General features: G+C 74.0%; 14 protein-coding genes and 2 pseudogenes. 10 read left to right on the forward strand and 6 right to left on the reverse strand.

All coding sequences use genetic code 11. From position 1 onward, the window contains the following. Positions 1-263: 263 nt before the first annotated feature. Positions 264-1,523: a bifunctional glycosyltransferase family 2/GtrA family protein gene (locus tag ORI94_RS10725; RefSeq protein WP_266074235.1), complete on the forward strand. Its 1,260-nt coding sequence runs from the start codon at positions 264-266 to the stop codon at positions 1,521-1,523. Further along, the gene (locus ORI94_RS10730; RefSeq protein WP_266074237.1) at positions 1,520-2,824 is read left to right on the forward strand and encodes a hypothetical protein; all 1,305 of its coding nucleotides are present in this window, start codon (positions 1,520-1,522) and stop codon (positions 2,822-2,824) included. Before ORI94_RS10725 ends, ORI94_RS10730 begins: the two co-directional genes overlap by 4 nt. A 96-nt stretch (positions 2,825-2,920) precedes the next feature. On the opposite strand, the pseudogene ORI94_RS10735 reads toward ORI94_RS10730, so the two are convergent. From ORI94_RS10735 to ORI94_RS35320, 5 genes and pseudogenes are all read right to left on the reverse strand, one after another. Then, a pseudogene (locus tag ORI94_RS10735) lies at positions 2,921-3,373 on the reverse strand (ATP-binding cassette domain-containing protein); the annotation flags it as partial. An 88-nt stretch (positions 3,374-3,461) separates the two neighbouring features. Then, a complete protein-coding gene (locus ORI94_RS10740) occupies positions 3,462-4,130 on the reverse strand; it encodes a response regulator (protein ID WP_266074239.1) in 669 nt (222 codons plus the stop codon). Then, a complete protein-coding gene (locus tag ORI94_RS10745) occupies positions 4,127-4,348 on the reverse strand; it encodes a hypothetical protein (protein WP_266074388.1) in 222 nt (73 codons plus the stop codon). The genes ORI94_RS10740 and ORI94_RS10745 overlap by 4 nt, the downstream gene beginning before the upstream one ends. A 329-nt stretch (positions 4,349-4,677) precedes the next feature. Beyond that, positions 4,678-4,950: pseudogene (locus tag ORI94_RS35315) on the reverse strand (histidine kinase dimerization/phosphoacceptor domain-containing protein); the annotation flags it as partial. 109 nt (positions 4,951-5,059) lie between these two features. Beyond that, a complete protein-coding gene (locus tag ORI94_RS35320; protein WP_323056036.1) occupies positions 5,060-5,788 on the reverse strand; it encodes an SDR family oxidoreductase in 729 nt (242 codons plus the stop codon). On the opposite strand from ORI94_RS35320, the gene ORI94_RS10760 reads away from it, so the two are divergent. The 8 genes from ORI94_RS10760 (at position 5,726) to ORI94_RS10795 (ending at position 14,560) form a co-directional block, all read left to right on the forward strand. Next, positions 5,726-6,130 (forward strand): hypothetical protein, encoded by a 405-nt coding sequence (locus tag ORI94_RS10760; RefSeq protein ID WP_266074390.1) that lies wholly within the window; start codon positions 5,726-5,728, stop codon positions 6,128-6,130. The genes ORI94_RS35320 and ORI94_RS10760 overlap by 63 nt on opposite strands. A 181-nt stretch (positions 6,131-6,311) precedes the next feature. After that, positions 6,312-8,402 (forward strand): NAD-dependent DNA ligase LigA, encoded by a 2,091-nt coding sequence (gene ligA / locus ORI94_RS10765; protein WP_266074241.1) that lies wholly within the window; start codon positions 6,312-6,314, stop codon positions 8,400-8,402. Positions 8,403-8,463: 61 nt separating this feature from the next. Then, positions 8,464-9,339, forward strand: coding sequence for a PhzF family phenazine biosynthesis protein (locus tag ORI94_RS10770; protein WP_266074243.1), 876 nt, complete (start codon positions 8,464-8,466; stop codon positions 9,337-9,339). 183 nt (positions 9,340-9,522) lie between these two features. Continuing rightward, positions 9,523-9,678, forward strand: coding sequence for a hypothetical protein (locus ORI94_RS10775; protein ID WP_266074245.1), 156 nt, complete (start codon positions 9,523-9,525; stop codon positions 9,676-9,678). Positions 9,679-9,848: 170 nt separating this feature from the next. Further along, positions 9,849-10,991 (forward strand): polyprenyl synthetase family protein, encoded by a 1,143-nt coding sequence (locus tag ORI94_RS10780; RefSeq protein WP_266074247.1) that lies wholly within the window; start codon positions 9,849-9,851, stop codon positions 10,989-10,991. Then, complete coding sequence (gene crtI / locus ORI94_RS10785; protein WP_266074249.1) at positions 10,988-12,571, forward strand: phytoene desaturase family protein; 1,584 nt, start codon at positions 10,988-10,990, stop codon at positions 12,569-12,571. Before ORI94_RS10780 ends, crtI begins: the two co-directional genes overlap by 4 nt. Continuing rightward, the gene (locus tag ORI94_RS10790; RefSeq protein ID WP_266074251.1) at positions 12,558-13,553 is read left to right on the forward strand and encodes a phytoene/squalene synthase family protein; all 996 of its coding nucleotides are present in this window, start codon (positions 12,558-12,560) and stop codon (positions 13,551-13,553) included. Before crtI ends, ORI94_RS10790 begins: the two co-directional genes overlap by 14 nt. Continuing rightward, positions 13,550-14,560, forward strand: coding sequence for a DUF5914 domain-containing protein (locus ORI94_RS10795; RefSeq protein ID WP_266074253.1), 1,011 nt, complete (start codon positions 13,550-13,552; stop codon positions 14,558-14,560). The genes ORI94_RS10790 and ORI94_RS10795 overlap by 4 nt, the downstream gene beginning before the upstream one ends. Before the next feature lie 200 nt (positions 14,561-14,760). Here ORI94_RS10795 and ORI94_RS10800 read toward each other — a convergent pair whose 3' ends face one another. Next, the gene (locus ORI94_RS10800) at positions 14,761-16,260 is read right to left on the reverse strand and encodes an NAD(P)/FAD-dependent oxidoreductase (RefSeq protein WP_266074378.1); all 1,500 of its coding nucleotides are present in this window, start codon (positions 16,258-16,260) and stop codon (positions 14,761-14,763) included. Positions 16,261-16,285: the final 25 nt, after the last annotated feature.

Consider the following 16,285-nt stretch of genomic DNA (forward strand, 5'->3'; position numbering starts at 1 on the left):
CCGACGTCGGCGCCTTCCTCTCCTCCGTCGCCATCGGCGCCGGCTTCACCCCCGCCCGCCTCAGAGCCTCCGCCCCCGCCCTCCCTCTCGGCCGGCCCCGAGCCGGCCGGAAGCGGGTAGCCGCACCACCGCGCCGCCCTGCCCCGCCCGGGGCGCCCCGTTCGCCCCGGGTCCTTCCCTCCGACCACACCACGAGCGTATTGGCATGCCCACCTCAAAATGAGGGATTCCGCCGTACGCCGGAAAGCGACTGTGAACCAGCCATGAGAACCGCCGGACGGCCCGCACCGGCCGACAACGACGACAGGAACAACGACGGCGGGCGCCCGGGCCCCGTACTCGACGTGGTCGTCCCCGTGCACAACGAGGAGAAGGACCTGGAGCGGTGCGTCCGGCGACTGCACACGCATCTCGTGGAGACGTTCCCGTACTCCTTCCGGATCACCGTCGCCGACAACGCCAGTACCGACGCCACCCCCCGGATCGCCGCCCGGCTGGCCCGGGAACTGCCCGGTACGTGCTGGATCCGGCTGGCCGGGAAGGGGCGCGGGCGGGCGCTGCACACCGCCTGGTCCGGCTCCCGGGCCCCGGTGCTCGCGTACCTGGACGTGGACCTGTCCACCGATCTCGCGGCCCTGCTGCCCCTCGTGGCCCCGCTGATCTCCGGGCATTCGGACCTCGCGATCGGCACCCGGCTGGCGCGCGGCTCCCAGGTCGTGCGCGGACCGAAGCGGGAGATCGTCTCCCGCTGCTACAACGGCCTGCTGCGCGGCACCCTCGCCGTGGGGTTCTCCGACGCGCAGTGCGGCTTCAAAGCCGTACGCCGGGACGTCGCCGAGCAGTTGCTGCCCCTGGTGGAGGACAGGGGGTGGTTCTTCGACACCGAACTCCTGGTGATCGCCGAGCGGGCCGGACTGCGCATCCACGAGGTGCCGGTCGACTGGGTGGACGATCCCGACAGCCGGGTCCACATCGTGTCCACGGCGCTGGCGGATCTACGCGGCATGGCCCGGCTGGGGCGCGCCCTGGCCGGCGGCCGGCTGCCGCTGACCGCGCTGCGCCGGGGCGGAGGTCTCGAGCGGGTCGCGGAGTTGCCGCCCGGCCTGGCCGGCCAGCTGCTGCGCTTCGCCGCGGTCGGTGCCGCAAGCACTCTGTGCCACCTGCTGCTCTACACCGCGCTCCGGTCCTTCACCGGCGCCCAGGCCGCCAACGCGATCGCCCTGCTGGCCAGCGCGATCGCCAACACGGCCGCGAACCGACGGCTGACCTTCGGGGTGCGCGGCCGGCACGGGGCGCTCGGGCACCAGCTCAAAGGGCTGGCCGCCTTCCTGGTCGGCCTCGCGCTCACCAGCGGGTCGCTCGCCGTCCTGCACCGTGCCGCCCCCGGGGCCGGTCCCGGCACGGAACTGCCGGCCCTGGTCCTCGCCAACCTCGCCGCGACCCTGCTGCGCTTCCTCCTCCTTCGGGCCTGGGTGTTCCCCGGCCGCAGCGCCCGCCGTACGACAGGACCCTCCGCCTCATGAGCAGCGCCGTCCGGACCGGCCCCCCGGCAGACCCGTCGGACTCCGCGGACCGGACTCCGGGTCCGACGCCCTGGCCCGACGTCTCCCCTCCGGTGGACGCCGGCCAAAGCCCTCCAAAGCGGCTGCGGCGGGCCGTCGCGCGCCACGGGCCCGTCCTCGCGACGTACGGCGTGCTCAAGCTCGTGGGGTTCGCCGCCTTCATGTACCTGCTCGACTCGGCCGGCGACTTCCGCGGGAAGCATCCCCGCTTCGGCGGCGGAGACCGCTCCTGGGACGTGCTGGGCAGCTGGGACGGCTGGTGGTACCAGCAGATCGCCCTGCACGGCTACGACCCGGCTCTGGAGCCCGTCCCCGGCGCCACCGGCATGATCACCCTGAAGGGCAACTCGGCGGCGTTCTTCCCGCTCTACCCGACGCTGATGCGGCTGGTCTCGGAGGTCACGGGGCTCGGCCCGTACGGCGCCGGAATGACCGTCTCGATCGTCTGCTCGTTCGTCGCGGCGCTCGGGATCCACGCGGTCACGGCCCGAGTGGGCGGGCGGCGGGCCGGTCTGGTCGCCGTCGGCCTGTGGGCGGTGTGGCCGGGTTCCGGCACCGAGTGGGCGGTGTACTCCGAGTCCCTGTACACGGCTCTGGCCGTGTGGGCCTGCTACGCCGTCATGACCCGCCGCTGGCTCGTCGCCGGGCTGCTCACGTTCCTCGCCGGGCTCGCCCGGCCGACCGCCGTCACCCTGGTCGCGGCCCTCGCCGTCGCCGGGCTGGTCGCGGTGTGCCGACGGCGGGAGGGCATCCGCCGTCCGCTGCTCGCCGTGGCGATCGCCCCGCTGGGAACGCTCGGCTACCTCGGCTGGGTCGGCCACCGCATGGGCGACTGGGGCGGGTACAGCAAGCTCCAGGACGGCGCGTGGGGCCACACGTTCGACTACGGCCGGCACAGCATCGACGTCCTGACCTCGGTCCCCGTGGGCCGTTTCGACTACCTGTTCGCGATGCCCTTCGAGGACGTCATCGGTGTCGGAGTGGTCCTGCTCGTGCCGGTCCTCACCGTGCTGCTGGTCCGGCTGCGCCCACCCGCCGTGCTCGTGGTGTACACGGTGCTGTCGTACCTGATGGTGATGGGCACCCAGCAGTACTTCGGCAATGTCTCGCGCTATCTCCTCCCCCTGTTCCCCCTCCTGATCCCGCTCGCCCTGGCCATGCGCCGCCTCCGGCTGCCCTCGCTGGCCACCGTGCTCGGCACGGCGGCACTGGCCTCCGGGTCGTACGCGGGCTACGTGCTGTTCGAACTCGGGGTGCCGTAGGACCCGCACCGCGTCTTCGGTGGACCGTGCCCGGGACGCGGTCGGCCGGACGGTGTCGGCGATCCGGCACCGGTGGTCGTGCGTCCCGGCCGCGAGCAGGAGCAGCACCTCGGGGTCGCCCAGCAGGGCTGCGGCGATGCCGAGCCGCTGGCTCATGCCGAGGGAGAAGCCCTTGACCCGCCGTCCGGCGACCGCGGTCAGGCCGGTGAGGTCGAGGACCTCGTCGACCCGCCGGCGCGGGATGCGGTTGCTCGCTGCCAGCCCGGTCAGGTGCTGCCGGGCGGTACGGCCCCCGTGGACGCCCTTGGCGTCCAGGAGGGAGCCGACGGTGCGCAGGGGCGCGGTCAGTTCGGTGTACCGCCGGCCGCCGACGGTGACCGTGCCCGAGGTGGCGGCGTCGAGACCGAGGACGAGGCGCATCGTGGTGGACTTCCCGGCGCCGTTGGGGCCCAGGAAGCCGGTGACCCGGCCGGGCAGGACCGTGAACGTCAGCCGGTCGACGGCAGTCCGTTCTTTGTGTCGTTTCGTCAGTTCCTGTGCTTCGATCATGTCTGCGACGGTAGGGAGCCGGAACGCCCGGGACATCCGCCGGGAGCCGGTCCCTACTCCGGCGGGAGCAGCGCCACCGCTCCCCGGGTCACCGCTCCCCCGCCCTGACCAGGCCCGTCTCGTACGCCAGCACCACCAACTGGGCCCGGTCGCGTGCCCCCAGTTTGGTCATCGCGCGGCTGACATGCGTCTTCGCGGTCAGCGGGCTCATGAACAGCCGTCCGCCGATCTCCTCGTTGCTCAGCCCGGCGGCGACCAGCGCCATCACCTCCCGCTCCCGGTCCGTGAGTGCGGCGAGCCGCTCGGCACCGGCGGCCTCGGGCCCCTTGATCCGGGCGAACTCCTCCACCACCGTGCGGGTGACGGCGGGGGCAAGGAGGCTCCGGCCGGCCGCGACGGTTCGGATCGCCGCCCGCAGGTCGTCCGGGTCGATGTCCTTGAGCAGGAAGCCGGCCGCGCCGTGCCGCAGCGCCTCGAAGACGTACGCGTCAGCCCGGTAGGTGGTGAGCACGACCACCCGTACGCCGTCCAGCGTGGTGTCCGCCGCGATACGGCGGGTGGCCTCGATGCCGTCGACCCCGGGCATGCGGATGTCCATCAGGACGACGTCGGGCCGGGTCAGCCGCACCGTCTCCACCGCCTGGAGCCCGTCGGCCGCCTCCGCGACCACGACCAGGTCGTCGGTCAGGTCCAGCAGGGCGCGAAACCCCGCCCGTACGACGGTCTGGTCGTCCGCGAGGACCACGCGCACGCTCATCGCCGGCCTCCCACGGCATCACCGGCGGGCAGGACGGCCCGCACCCGGAAGCCCCCGCCGTCCAGCGGCCCGTGGTCGACGCTGCCCCCGGCCGCGGCCGCTCGCTCCCGCATCCCGAGCAGCCCGAAGCCGCCGGCGGCCGCCGGCGGCTTCGGCGCCGGCGGCCCCTCGGCGACGACCGCCACCACCACCCGGTCGTCGTGGCGGCCGACGGACACTCCACCACCAGCCGGTCGTCGTGGCGGACGACGGACACCGTGGCGTGCCGGGCGCCGGAGTGCCGGACGACGTTCGTCAGCGCCTCCTGCACGATCCGGTACGCGGCCAGGCCGACCGCGGGCGGCACCCCGTCCGTACCCCCCTCCCGTCGGAGCGCGAGTGCGACACCACCACCCGCGAACCGTTCCACCAGGTCGGCAAGCCGTTCGAGTCCCGGCACGGGTTCCCTCTCCTCGTCCGTACCGTCCGTCCCGCCCGCCGCTCCCGCCTCGCTCCGCAGCACCGTGACCGTGGCCCGCAGTTCCCGTACCGCGTCCTTGCCCGATGCGCGCACCTGCCTCATCGCTTCCCTGGCCAGCTCGGGCCGTACGCCGAAGGCGTCCAGGGCGACGCCCGCCTGGACGGTCATCGCCGTCACCGAGTGCGCGACGACATCGTGCAGGTCGCGGGCGATCCGCAGGCGCTCCTCGTGTACGCGCCGCTCGGCCTCCCGCTCCTGCTCCTCCTCCGCGCGGGCGGCCCGGTCCGCGTACTCCTCGAGCAACTGCCGCCGGGTGCGCACCACTTCGCCCAGCAACAGCGGAACCAGTGGCCAGAGCATCTCCAGCACCGGCAGGCCCTGCGGGTTCACCACGTCCCTGCCGACGGACAGCGCGACGGCACCCGAGACGGCGGCGGCGACGAGTCCTGTCCACAGGGTGCGCCGCCGGTCACCGAGCACGGCGACGGTGTACAGCGCCACGATCACCGGCAGGTTGAGCAGTTCCCCGATGTGCCCGTGGAGGGCCCAGCCCGCGCAGGCCGCTCCGGTCACGACGGCGACGAGCACCGGACGGCGCCGACGCCACAGCAGCGCCACCAGGGAGACCACCAGCAGCAACCAGGTGAACCGGTCCGCCTGCCGGTACCCGGGTTCGTTCACCGCCGCGTCCGACGCGGTCAAAAGCCCGACGCCGGCCACGACCAGGACGTCCACGGCCCCCGGGGGCAGCGTCCGCAGACGGGTGGGCAGACGGTGGAAGGTCGTCACGACCACACCGTACGAGCCGCGCCGTCCTGCCGCATACGACAGCGGGAGTAGCCGCGCCGACGGACGGGCCCGGCCCGGGCGGCCCCACCCAGGAGCGGCGCAGGCAGACCGCCGGCCAGCCGTTGTCCACCGGCAGGACGACGCCGATGATGCTGCTCGCGGCGCCGGAGGCGAGGAAGACGATGGCGGCGGCCTGCTCCTCCGCTTCGCTGAGGCGGCCCATGTCGACCATGTACCGGCCGACGACGGCCGGCCCGTGGGCCTCCCGGCCGGTCTCGAGACCGGCCGGGACACCGGCGATCGTGCCGCCCGGCACGAAGGCGTTGGCACGGATGCCCTGGCCCCGGTGCATCGGTGCGGGACCGGGAACGGCACGGCCCCGCTCGCCGAGTCCGTCCCGCGCGCCCATCACGCCGAGGACGCGGAGCAGGATCCGGGGACCCTGCGCGACCTGGTGCGGCTGCGCCGGGACGAACCGGGGCTGCGTGCCGTATGGCTGGAGGCGCACTACGACGCCGAGGCCGAGTCCGTCGCGATGATCGCCGACCGCACCGGCGACGACCTCGCGGTCCGCGTGGAGGCGGGTGTACTGAGCACCGCGCTGCGCATCGCGGTCGAGGACTGGGCCCTGCGGCCCGACCCGACGGCGGGCCCGCCCCTGGGCGACACCGTCACGGCCGCCCTGCGCCTGGTCACCCACGTCGGGCGACGGGGACGGCGACCGCGTCACCGGAACCGCCCAGCCGCGTGAGGCCTCTGCCGCGGCGGCCCCCGGCGTGGGCCTCCCGGTGCACGGGCCCGCCCTCCTCCGCCTCCCGCAGGTGCCGCACCACTCCCGGTCCAGCGGTCCGGACTCGGTCATGGCCTCGATGCGACGAGGTGCGAGTCGGCGTCCGGGCCCGTTGTCAGCGGTGGGCGGCATGATGCCGGTCATGACTACTCCCGCAGCAGTGATCGTGGATGCCGCCGCCTACGCGCAGGCGGTCGAGAACGCCGTGAGCGCGGCGGCCGCCTACTACGACGGCGGCACCTCGCCGTTGGACGACGACACCTACGACCGGCTGGTGCGCGGGATCGCCGCCTGGGAGGCACAGCACCCGGACGAGGTGCTGCCCGACTCCCCCACCGGCAAGGTGGCCGGCGGCGCGGTGGAGGGCGACGTACCGCACACGGTGCCGATGCTCAGCCTCGACAACGTGTTCTCGGCGGAGGAGTTCACGGCGTGGGCCGCGTCCCTGAACCGGCGCATCGGCCGTGAGGTCACCCGCTTCGGTGTGGGCCCGAAGCTGGACGGGCTCGCGCTCGTCGCCCGGTACAGCGGCGGTCGCCTCGCCCGGCTGATCACCCGGGGGGACGGGACGGCCGGGGAGGACGTCTCGCACGCGATCGGCACCGTGGTGGGGCTGCCCGAGCGGCTGGCCGAGCCGGTCACCGTGGAGGTGCGCGGTGAAGTCCTGATGACGGCCGCCCAGTTCGAGTACGCGAACGAGGTCCGCACGGGCCACGGCGGTCAGCCGTTCGCCAATCCGCGCAACGCGGCCGCGGGCACCCTGCGGGCGAAGGACCGGCTCTACACGGTGCCGATGACGTTCTTCGGCTACGGACTGCTGCCGCTGCCCGACACCGGCGCTCCCCTCGCAGAGCGGCTGACGGAGCTCGCGCACAGCGAACTGATGAGCCTGACCGCCGAGCTCGGCGTGCACACCAGCGCCGCGACCATGGTCCCGGACTCCGTGGCCGAGTCGCCGGAGGAGGTCCTGGCCCGGGTGAGGGAAATCGCCGGGGCACGGGCCGAGCTGCCGTTCGGCATAGACGGGGTCGTGATCAAGGCAGACCCGGCCGCCGACCGGCGTGACGCCGGCTCCGGTTCCCGCGCGCCCCGGTGGGCGATCGCGTACAAGCTGCCGGCCGTGGAGAAGATCACCCGGCTGCTGGAGGTGGAGTGGAACGTCGGACGGACCGGCATCATCGCCCCGCGCGGAGTCCTCGAACCCGTGGTCGTCGACGGCTCCACGATCACCTACGCCACCCTGCACAACCCCGCCGACATCACCCGCCGCGATCTGCGGCTCGGCGACCACGTCATGGTCCACCGCGCCGGTGACGTCATCCCCCGCATCGAGGCTCCGGTCGCCCACCTGCGCACCGGCGAGGAACAGCCCGTCGTCTTTCCCGAGCAGTGCCCGCGCTGCGGGTCGGACATCGACACCAGCGGGGAGCGCTGGCGGTGCGCGCAGGGCCGCAACTGCCATCTGGTCGCCTCGCTCTCCTACGCCGCGGGGCGCGACCAGCTCGACATCGAGGGTCTGGGCGCCACCCGCGTCGTCCAGCTGGTCGACGCGGGCCTCGTCTCCGATCTCGCCGATGTGTTCGCCCTCGGACGCGACCAGTTGCTCGGCCTGGACCGGATGGGCGAGACCAGCACCGACAACCTGCTCGCGGCGATCGCCAAGGCCAAGGAGCAGCCGTTGTCGCGGGTGCTCTGCGCGCTCGGCGTCCGTGGTACCGGCCGGTCCATGTCCCGGCGCATCGCCCGGTACTTCGCCACCATGGACAACATCCGCGCCGCCGACGCCGAAACGATGCAGCGGGTCGACGGCATCGGGCCGGAGAAGGCACCCTCGATCGTCGCGGAACTCGCCGAACTCGCCCCGCTCATCGACGAACTCGTCGCGGCGGGTGTCAACATGACCGAGCCCGGGGCCACCCCGCCCCCGGCCGCCGACGCCGCTCCCGACGGCCGGGACACGGCAGGGGCGGCCGGGGCGGAGCACCCGCTGGCCGACATGACGGTGGTGGTCACCGGCGCGATGACCGGAAGCCTGGAGAAGCTCTCCCGCAACGAGATGAACGAACTCGTCGAACGGGCCGGCGGCCGCTCCTCCTCCAGCGTCTCCAGGAAGACCACTCTCGTGGTCGCCGGAGAAGGAGCCGGCTCCAAGCGTGCCAAGGCCGAACAGCTCGGCGTCCGCCTCGCCACCCCGGACGAGTTCGCCACCCTGGTCGCGGCTCTCCTGGAGTGACCGGCCGCGGCTCCACCCGCGTCAGGGAATGGACGCGAGCCCGCCCCGCGTTGCCGCGAGCATGACGAAGAATGCGCCGCGGCCCGAGGTATTGCGATACACCGCCTTCTCGAGCACCCCCGACGGCGGAAACCCCGCCGGTGTCGTTCTGGACGCCACCGGCCTGGACGACAGCGACATGCTGGCCATCGCCGCCGGCCTCGGATACTCGGAGTCCGCGTTCCTGACCGCGCCTCCGGAGGGCCTCGACGGCCAGGAGGGCCGGGCGTACGGCATCCGCTACTTCAGCCCCCGGGCCGAGGTGCCGTTCTGCGGGCACGCCACCCTCGCGACCGCCGTCGCACTCGCCGAGCGGACAGGCCCCGGGGAGTTGGTGTTCGCGACGCGCGCGGGCATCGTGCCGGTGGAGGTGACCGAGGAGGGCGGGACGGTCAGGGCCACGCTCACCAGTGTCGAGCCGCACCTCGAGGAGGTCGACGACGGCACTCTCGCCGAGGTGCTCGCCGCGCTCCGCTGGCCGGCCGCCGATCTCGACCCCGGCTTCCCGCCCCGTGTCGCCTTCGCCGGCGCCCGGCATCTCGTCCTCGCGGCGGCCACGCGTGCCCGCCTCGCCGATCTCGCGTACGACTTCGCGCGCCTGGAAGCCCTGATGCACCGCTGGGACCTGACCACGCTCCAGTTGGTGTGGCGTGAGTCGGCCACCGTCTTCCACGTCCGTGACCCCTTTCCCGTCGGCGGCGTCGTCGAGGACCCGGCGACCGGCGCCGCGGCCGCCGCGTTCGGTGCGTACGCCCGTGAGCTGGGCCTGGTCCCCGAGGACGCCGTCCTCACCCTGCACCAGGGCCAGGACCTGGGCCGTCCTGGCGAGCTCACGGTGACGCTGCGCGCGGGTGATCCGCGCGTCCGTGTCGGCGGTGCGGGAGCCCGCATCGGCTGAGACCCGGCCGTGCCGGCGGCGCCCGGCGCCGGCACTCCCCGGCACTGCCCCCGGCGAGTGACACGCTCCGCGGCGCGGATGACCGTTTCGAGGGTTTTTCGACCGACCGGTGGCAAACGCGGGCGCCCTCGGGGGACGGATGGTGCAGGAGCCGACGGTTCCACCGCCGCCGAGGAGGCAGCCATGAGTGAGAAGACCACCGGTACGGACGGTGCCGGCCAGGCCCGCCCGGACACCGGCTTGGGCGCGGTGAAGGCGAACGTCCTGGAGCACTTCGTCCCCGGATTGCGCCGTACCGGCTTCGTCGGCGCCGTCCGGGACCCCGCGTGGCCCGGGTGAGCCGCCGTCAGGAACCCTGCCGTCCGCCGGGGGACGCCCCCATCACTACGCCAATGGAGTGGCAGTCATCCAGGACAGGCTCCGCACCGGGCAGGAATCAGCGCATCCGCACCGGGGCACTCCGCGGAAGCACTGGTGTGCAGGTGACCGAGAGTGAGAAGGGGTTGTGCATGCTTGAACTGCGGCCCACTGCGGCCGAACCGGTTGGGCCCGCCGGCGGTCCGCTCTCCGCCCTCGACGCCGTCCAGGCCGTCGAGGCGGAACTCGGGCATGTCCTCGACGAAGGGCTGCGCCGGGCCCGTGACGTGGATCCGGTCTTCGCACGCGATGTCGCCGGCCGGGTCACCGCGTTCGTCCGGCGGGGCGGGAAGCGGCTGCGTACGGCGTTCGCGTGGTGCGGGTGGCGGGCCGCAGGCGGTTCGGGCGACGCAACGGCGGTACTGCGCACCGGCGCGGCCCTCGAACTCGTCCAGGCGTGCGCTCTCATACACGACGACGTGATGGACGGGTCATCGCTGCGCCGGGGCGCGCCGGCGGTGCACGTGGACCTCGCCCGCATGCACCGCGTCGCACTCATGAACGGTTCGCCCGAGGCGTTCGCGACCTCCGCCGCGGTGCTGGCCGGCGATCTGGCACTGGCCTGGGCGGACGACCTGCTCACCGAGACGGCACTCGGCTCCCCGCACGGCCTGCGGCTGCACCACGAGTGGCGGGCCATGCGCGGCGAGATGGTCGCCGGACAGTACCGGGACATCCACGCCCAGGCGTCCGGGTCGTCCTGCGTCGACGAGGCCTTGAGCATCGCCACGCTCAAGAGCGCCCTGTACACGGTGGAGCGCCCCCTGGCCCTGGGCGCGTCCCTGGCCGGCGCGCAGGCCCACGCCCTGGACGCGCTGCGCTCCGCCGGGCGGTGTGCGGGTCTGGCCTTCCAGCTCCGCGACGACCTCCTCGGCGCCTTCGGCGACTCGGCCCTGACGGGCAAGCCGGCCGGCGACGACCTGCGGACGCGCAAGCTCACCTACCTGCTCGCGGTCGGTCTGGGGCTCGCCGGTGCCTCTGGTGACGAGAGGGCCGCCGAAGCACTCGCCCCCGGCGCGGTCTCCCGGTCGGACGAGAGCGTGGAACGGATGCGGGCGGCGCTGGAACGGACCGGAGCGCGGGCCGCCGTGGAGAGAAGGATCTCGGAGCTGGCGACGACGAGCCTGAGACATTTCGCGAGAACCGGTGCCGAGGCCGCCGTAAGGCGGGACTTCACCGCGCTGGTCGCACGGGCTTCGGGCATCGCGCTGGAGCGTGCCGGGGAGGCCGCGTGAGAACGGTACCGGGGCCGACGGATCACGTCGTCGTGGTGGGTGCAGGACTGTCCGGCCTCGCATGTGCCCTGCACCTGCTGGGCGCCGGCCGCAGGGTGACGGTCGTCGAACGGGACTCCGGACCGGGCGGCCGGGCCGGCCGCGTACGCCTCGGCGGCTACGAGGTGGACACCGGCCCCACGGTGCTGACCATGCCGCACCTGGCCGACGAGGCCTTCGCCGCCGTGGGCGACAGCCTCTCCCGCCACGTCGAGCTGATGGCGCTCCACCCGGCTTACCGGGCGTGTTTCGCGGACGGAACGTCGCTCGACGTCCACACCGACGGCGAGGCGATGGAGGCAGAGGTACGGCGGTTCGCGGGGCCGGCCGAGGCGGCGGGCTACCGTGGGCTGCGGGAGTGGCTGGAGCAGCTGTACCGGGCCCAGATGCGGCGCTTCATCGACACGAACTTCGACTCGCCCTTCCGGCTTCTGCACCCGGACCTGGCCCGTCTGGCGGCGCTGGGCGGGTTCGGACGACTGGACAGGCGCATCGGCCGCTTCCTGTCCGACGAGCGTCTGCGCCGGGTCTTCTCCTTCCAGGCCCTGTACGCGGGTGTCGCGCCCGCACGGGCTCTCGCCGCTTATGCGGTGATCGCCTACATGGACACCGTGGCCGGCGTCTGGTTCCCCAAGGGCGGCATGCACGCGCTGCCCCGCGGCATGGCGGACGCGGCAGCCGGCGCGGGTGCCGCGTTCCGCTGGTCGGCCGAAGCGACCGCGCTGGAACGCTCGGCCGGGCGTGTACGTGCCGTGCGGCTCGCGTCGGGCGAGCGGATCCCGTGCGACGCGGTCGTGCTGACCTGCGAGCTGCCCGCTGCTCACCGGCTGCTGGGACGCGCCCCGCGCCGCCCGGTACGACTGCGTCACTCACCGTCCGCCGTGATCCTGCACGCCGGGACCGACCGCACCTGGCCCGGCCTCTCCCACCACACCCTGTCCTTCGGTACGGCCTGGGAACGTACTTTCGACGAGCTGACCGTCAGGGGGCAGGTGATGAGCGACCCGTCCCTGCTGATCACCCGGCCGACGGCGCACGATCCGGACATGGCGCCGTCCGGCAGGCACCTGCACTACGTCCTGGCTCCCTGCCCGAACACCGATGTCGGTCCCTCCGCCGCCGCCTGGCGGGACCTGGGGCCGCGCTACCGCGACAGCCTGGTCGCCGAGCTGGAGCGGCGGGGCCTGGAGGGGTTCGCCGGCAGTGTCCAGGAGGAAATGCTGGTGACCCCGCTGGACTGGGCGGCACAGGGGCATGCGGCGGGCAGCCCCTTCTCGGTCTCCCACACCTTCGCCCAGACCGGTCCGTTCCGGCCGCGCAATCTGGTGCGCGGCCTCGAGAACGTCGTGCTGGCCGGCTGCGGCACCACCCCGGGTGTCGGCGTGCCGACGGTGCTCATCAGCGGCAAGCTGGCCGCCGCACGCGTCACCGGCGGCCTCCGAAACCGTGGTGGCGCCCGCGCCCGTCCGGCACCGGGCCCCACCCGTGCCGTCACCTCGGCCTCGGCCCCGGCCCCGGAAGGCGCCCATGACCCGTCGTGAACTGGACGCCGCCGGAATCACCGACCCCGCCCTGCGCACCGCCTACGCCGAGTGCCGGCGGCTCAACGCCCGGCACGGCCGGACCTACTTCCTGGCCGCCCGTCTTCTCCCCGTGGAACGCCGGTCCGCAGTGCACGCGCTGTACGGCTTCGCCCGCTGGGCGGACGACATCGTGGACGACCTCGACGGGCGCCGGACGCCACAGGAACGGGACCGGCTGCTGCGGCGCCTGGAGGGCGACCTGGCACACGGGCTGCGCACCGGCGGCGGGGACGAGCCCGTGGTCCGTGCCGTGGCCGACACCGCCGGCCGGTACGGCATCGAGCACGTGCTGTTCGCCGACTTCCTGGGCTCGATGCTCAGTGACCTGCACGTCACGGACTATCCGACCTACAGCGCCCTGCGGGCCTACATGCACGGCTCGGCCGCGGTGATCGGGCTGCAGATGCTGCCGGTGCTGGGCACGGTCGTGCCCCGGGAGGAGGCGGCGCCGCACGCGGCGGCCCTGGGGGAGGCGTTCCAGCTCACCAACTTCCTGCGGGACGTGGGAGAGGACCTGGACCGGGGCCGCGTCTACCTGCCGGCGGACCTGCTCGCCGCACACGGCGTGGACCGTCCGCTGCTGGAGTGGAGCCGCCGCACCGGGCGTCGCGACCCGCGCATCCGCGCGGCACTCGTCGCCGCCGAGGCCATGACGCGAAAGGTGTACCGGGCGGCGGAACCCGGTATCGCCATGCTCGACCCGCGGACGCGCCCCTGCATCCGCACCGCGTTCACGCTCTACGGCGGCATCCTCGACGCGATCGCGGATCAGGGGTACGCGGTGCTGCACCGTCGTGCGGTGGTGTCGCGGGGGCGTCGTGCGGCGACGGCCGCCGCAGGAGCCGTACAGATCGCCGGCGCGCGGTGGCGCACCCGCGCCTCCCGCGCGATGCCCCGGGCGGGCGACGCGGCACTCCGGAGGAAAGGACCCGTGCAGTGAGCGACCGAACGGGCCGGGCCGGCTGGACGCCACCGTTGCGGCGACGTCGCCGGTCGCGCTGGGCGGCACAGACCCCGACCTGGCGAAAGGCGCGTCCGGCGCTGATCGCCGACGCGCTGAAGCGGGCGTCCGCCCGTCCGTCCGGCAACTGGTTCGTCGTGGGTGCCTCCCGGGACGTGCGCTCCGGTGGTCCGCCGTACGGCCGTACGGTGGGCGGCGTCGAGGTCGTGGTGTGGCGGTCGGACACGGGAGAACTGCGAGCGGGGCCGGGTGCCTGCCCGCACCTCGGTGCGCCCCTGCGGGACAGCCGGGTGGTGTGCGGGGAGTTGGTGTGTCACTGGCACGGACTGGCCCTGGACGGCGGGCCGTTCGCCGGCTGGGATCCGTACCCGGTGCACGACGACGGCGTACTGGTGTGGGTCCGCCTCGACCCGGTCGGCGGCGAAGAGCCGTCGGAGCGCCCCTTCGTGCCGGTACGGCCGGTGGCGGGCAGCGCGGTGGACGCCGTGTTCACCGCGGTCGGGCGGTGCGAACCGCAGGACGTGGTCGCCAACCGGCTCGACCCGTGGCACGGTTCCTGGTTCCATCCCTACTCGTTCGTGGATCTGACGGTGGCCCGGCCGCCACGGGGCGAGGAGGAGGACGACGTCTTCGTCGTCGATGTCTCCTTCCGGGTGACCGACCGTCTGGTGGTGCCGGTCCGGGCGGAGTTCACCGCTCCGGAGCCGCGCACCGTCGTCATGCGCATCACCGAGGGCGAGGGGGCCACGTCCGTGGTGGAGACGCATGCCACGCCGCTGACCGGCGAGGCGGACGAGCGGCCGCGGACCGCGGTGATCGAGGCGGTCGTCGCCGCCTCGGACCGGCGGGGCTTCGCACTGGCACGGGCCGCCGCGCCCGCGCTGCGCCCGCTGATGCGCCGGACGGCCGCCCGGTTGTGGCGCGACGATCTGGCCTATGCCGAGCGGCGTTGGACGCTGCGCGGCACCGGGCGCTTCCCGGGGTGAACACGGCCGGGGGGGGGGGGCCCGGCCCCCCCCCCGGCCCCCCCCCCGCGGGACGGGCCCGGGGCCGCGCCCCGCGGCACGGGGCGCTTCCCGGGGTGAACACGGCCGGTGGCCGGCGCCCGGGCCCACCCGGGCGCCGGCCACCGTGTTCCGGCGACGTCGCGCTCGCCGTACCGGGGCGGGGCCCGTGGCCGCGGACTTCAGGTACCGGCGAGCGCGCCGATCGCCCGCAGCGCGGGTGAACGGCCCGCCCGGGGCACCGTCCACAGCACCTGGCCCCGGACACCCCAGTCGGCGAGAAGGGCGCCGGCCGCCAGGAAGCCGGTGGTGGCGGCGCGTTCCATCAGGGCCACCGGAAGGTCGCAGCCGATCGCGTCACCGGCCAGGGTCACCCGGGGGTGAGGTGTCAGCACGGTGGGCCGCCGGGCGTAGGAGCCGACCGGAAAGAGCGGGCAGTCGGAACGCCACTCGTGCCGGGCGTCCAGGATCCGCGCGCTCCGTGTTTCCGGGTAGACCTGGCGCAGGCTGTCGAGGAGGCGGTTTTGCACCGTGTCCGGTTTCGCGTCGGCGGCGACGGCGTAGGCGTGCAGTTCCACCACCGAGCCGCCGGTCCGGGCGGCCCAGCGGGCGGCCTCGCCCTCGTAGCGTTCCAGGACGCTGATGTTGTCGAGGCCGTCGTATCCGCTGGTGCCGAGGAACCCGGGGCGGTCGGTGCGGACCGGCCGGTCCAGCCAGAGCCGCGAGACGAGGAAGGGCGGGGCGGTGGCGAGGGCCGCGACGTCGTCGCGCCAGGCGGGGGTGCCCAGGCCGGGTGACGCCGCGACGACCCCCTTCAGCGCTCCGGGGTCGAGGGCGAGAACGGCCGCCTCGTGCAGGCCGGTACCGGTGTCGGTCCGCACCTGGACTCCCCCGCCGTCGCGGGGGTGGACGCCGCGCACGGGTGTACCGGTGCGGATGTCGGCTCCGAGGTGCTGGAGGTAGTCGCCGAGCGGGTCCCACAGGGCCTGGGGAAAGGGTTCGCTCGGCACGTCGAAGAGCAGGCCCTCGGCGGAGCCGAGGAAGTAGATGTGGAACATCAGCAGCAGTTCCGCGGCGGACAGTTCGCGCGGGTCGGCGAAGAAGCTGCGCGAGAACACCTCGAACGCGAGATGGTGCGCGGCTTCGGGGAAGCGGACGCGTTCCAGGAAACGGGTCGCGCTGATCGAGTCGAAGCGTTCGTAGACCTCGGGCACCCGGACGTCGAGCAGGGGCAGCGCGGCCCGTGCGTCCATGGCGCCGAGGTCGCGCCAGCCGAAGGTGGGGCTGAGGGCGACGAACCCGAGGGCGCTGAACGGTGGTGTGCGCGGGACGCGGGCGAAGCTGTCGGTCAGCCCGCCGCTGTGCCGCAGCGGGTAGTCGGGCAGCGGCCGGAGACGGTCGAGACCTGGATCGGTCCGTCGCAGGAGGCCACGCAGGTTGTAGTACTGGCGGAAGAAGGCGTGGAAGCCACGGCTCATGGTCACCCCGGAACCGTCGGCGAGGCGGGTGCTCCAGCCCGCGAGACGGCCGCCGAGCGAGTCCTCCCGTTCGTAGAGGGTCACGCGGGCACCCCGTTCGGCGAGCAGCGTGGCCGCGGCGAGACCGGCGACACCTCCCCCGGCCACGGCCACGGACGGAGCGTCGCCGGGGGCGAACCGGGCCCGGCCCGGCGCGGGCATCATGATCTCGGCCTTGCGGTCGCGCCCT

Source organism: Streptomyces sp. NEAU-W12 (genome assembly GCF_026242095.1).
Lineage (GTDB): Bacteria > Actinomycetota > Actinomycetes > Streptomycetales > Streptomycetaceae > Streptomyces.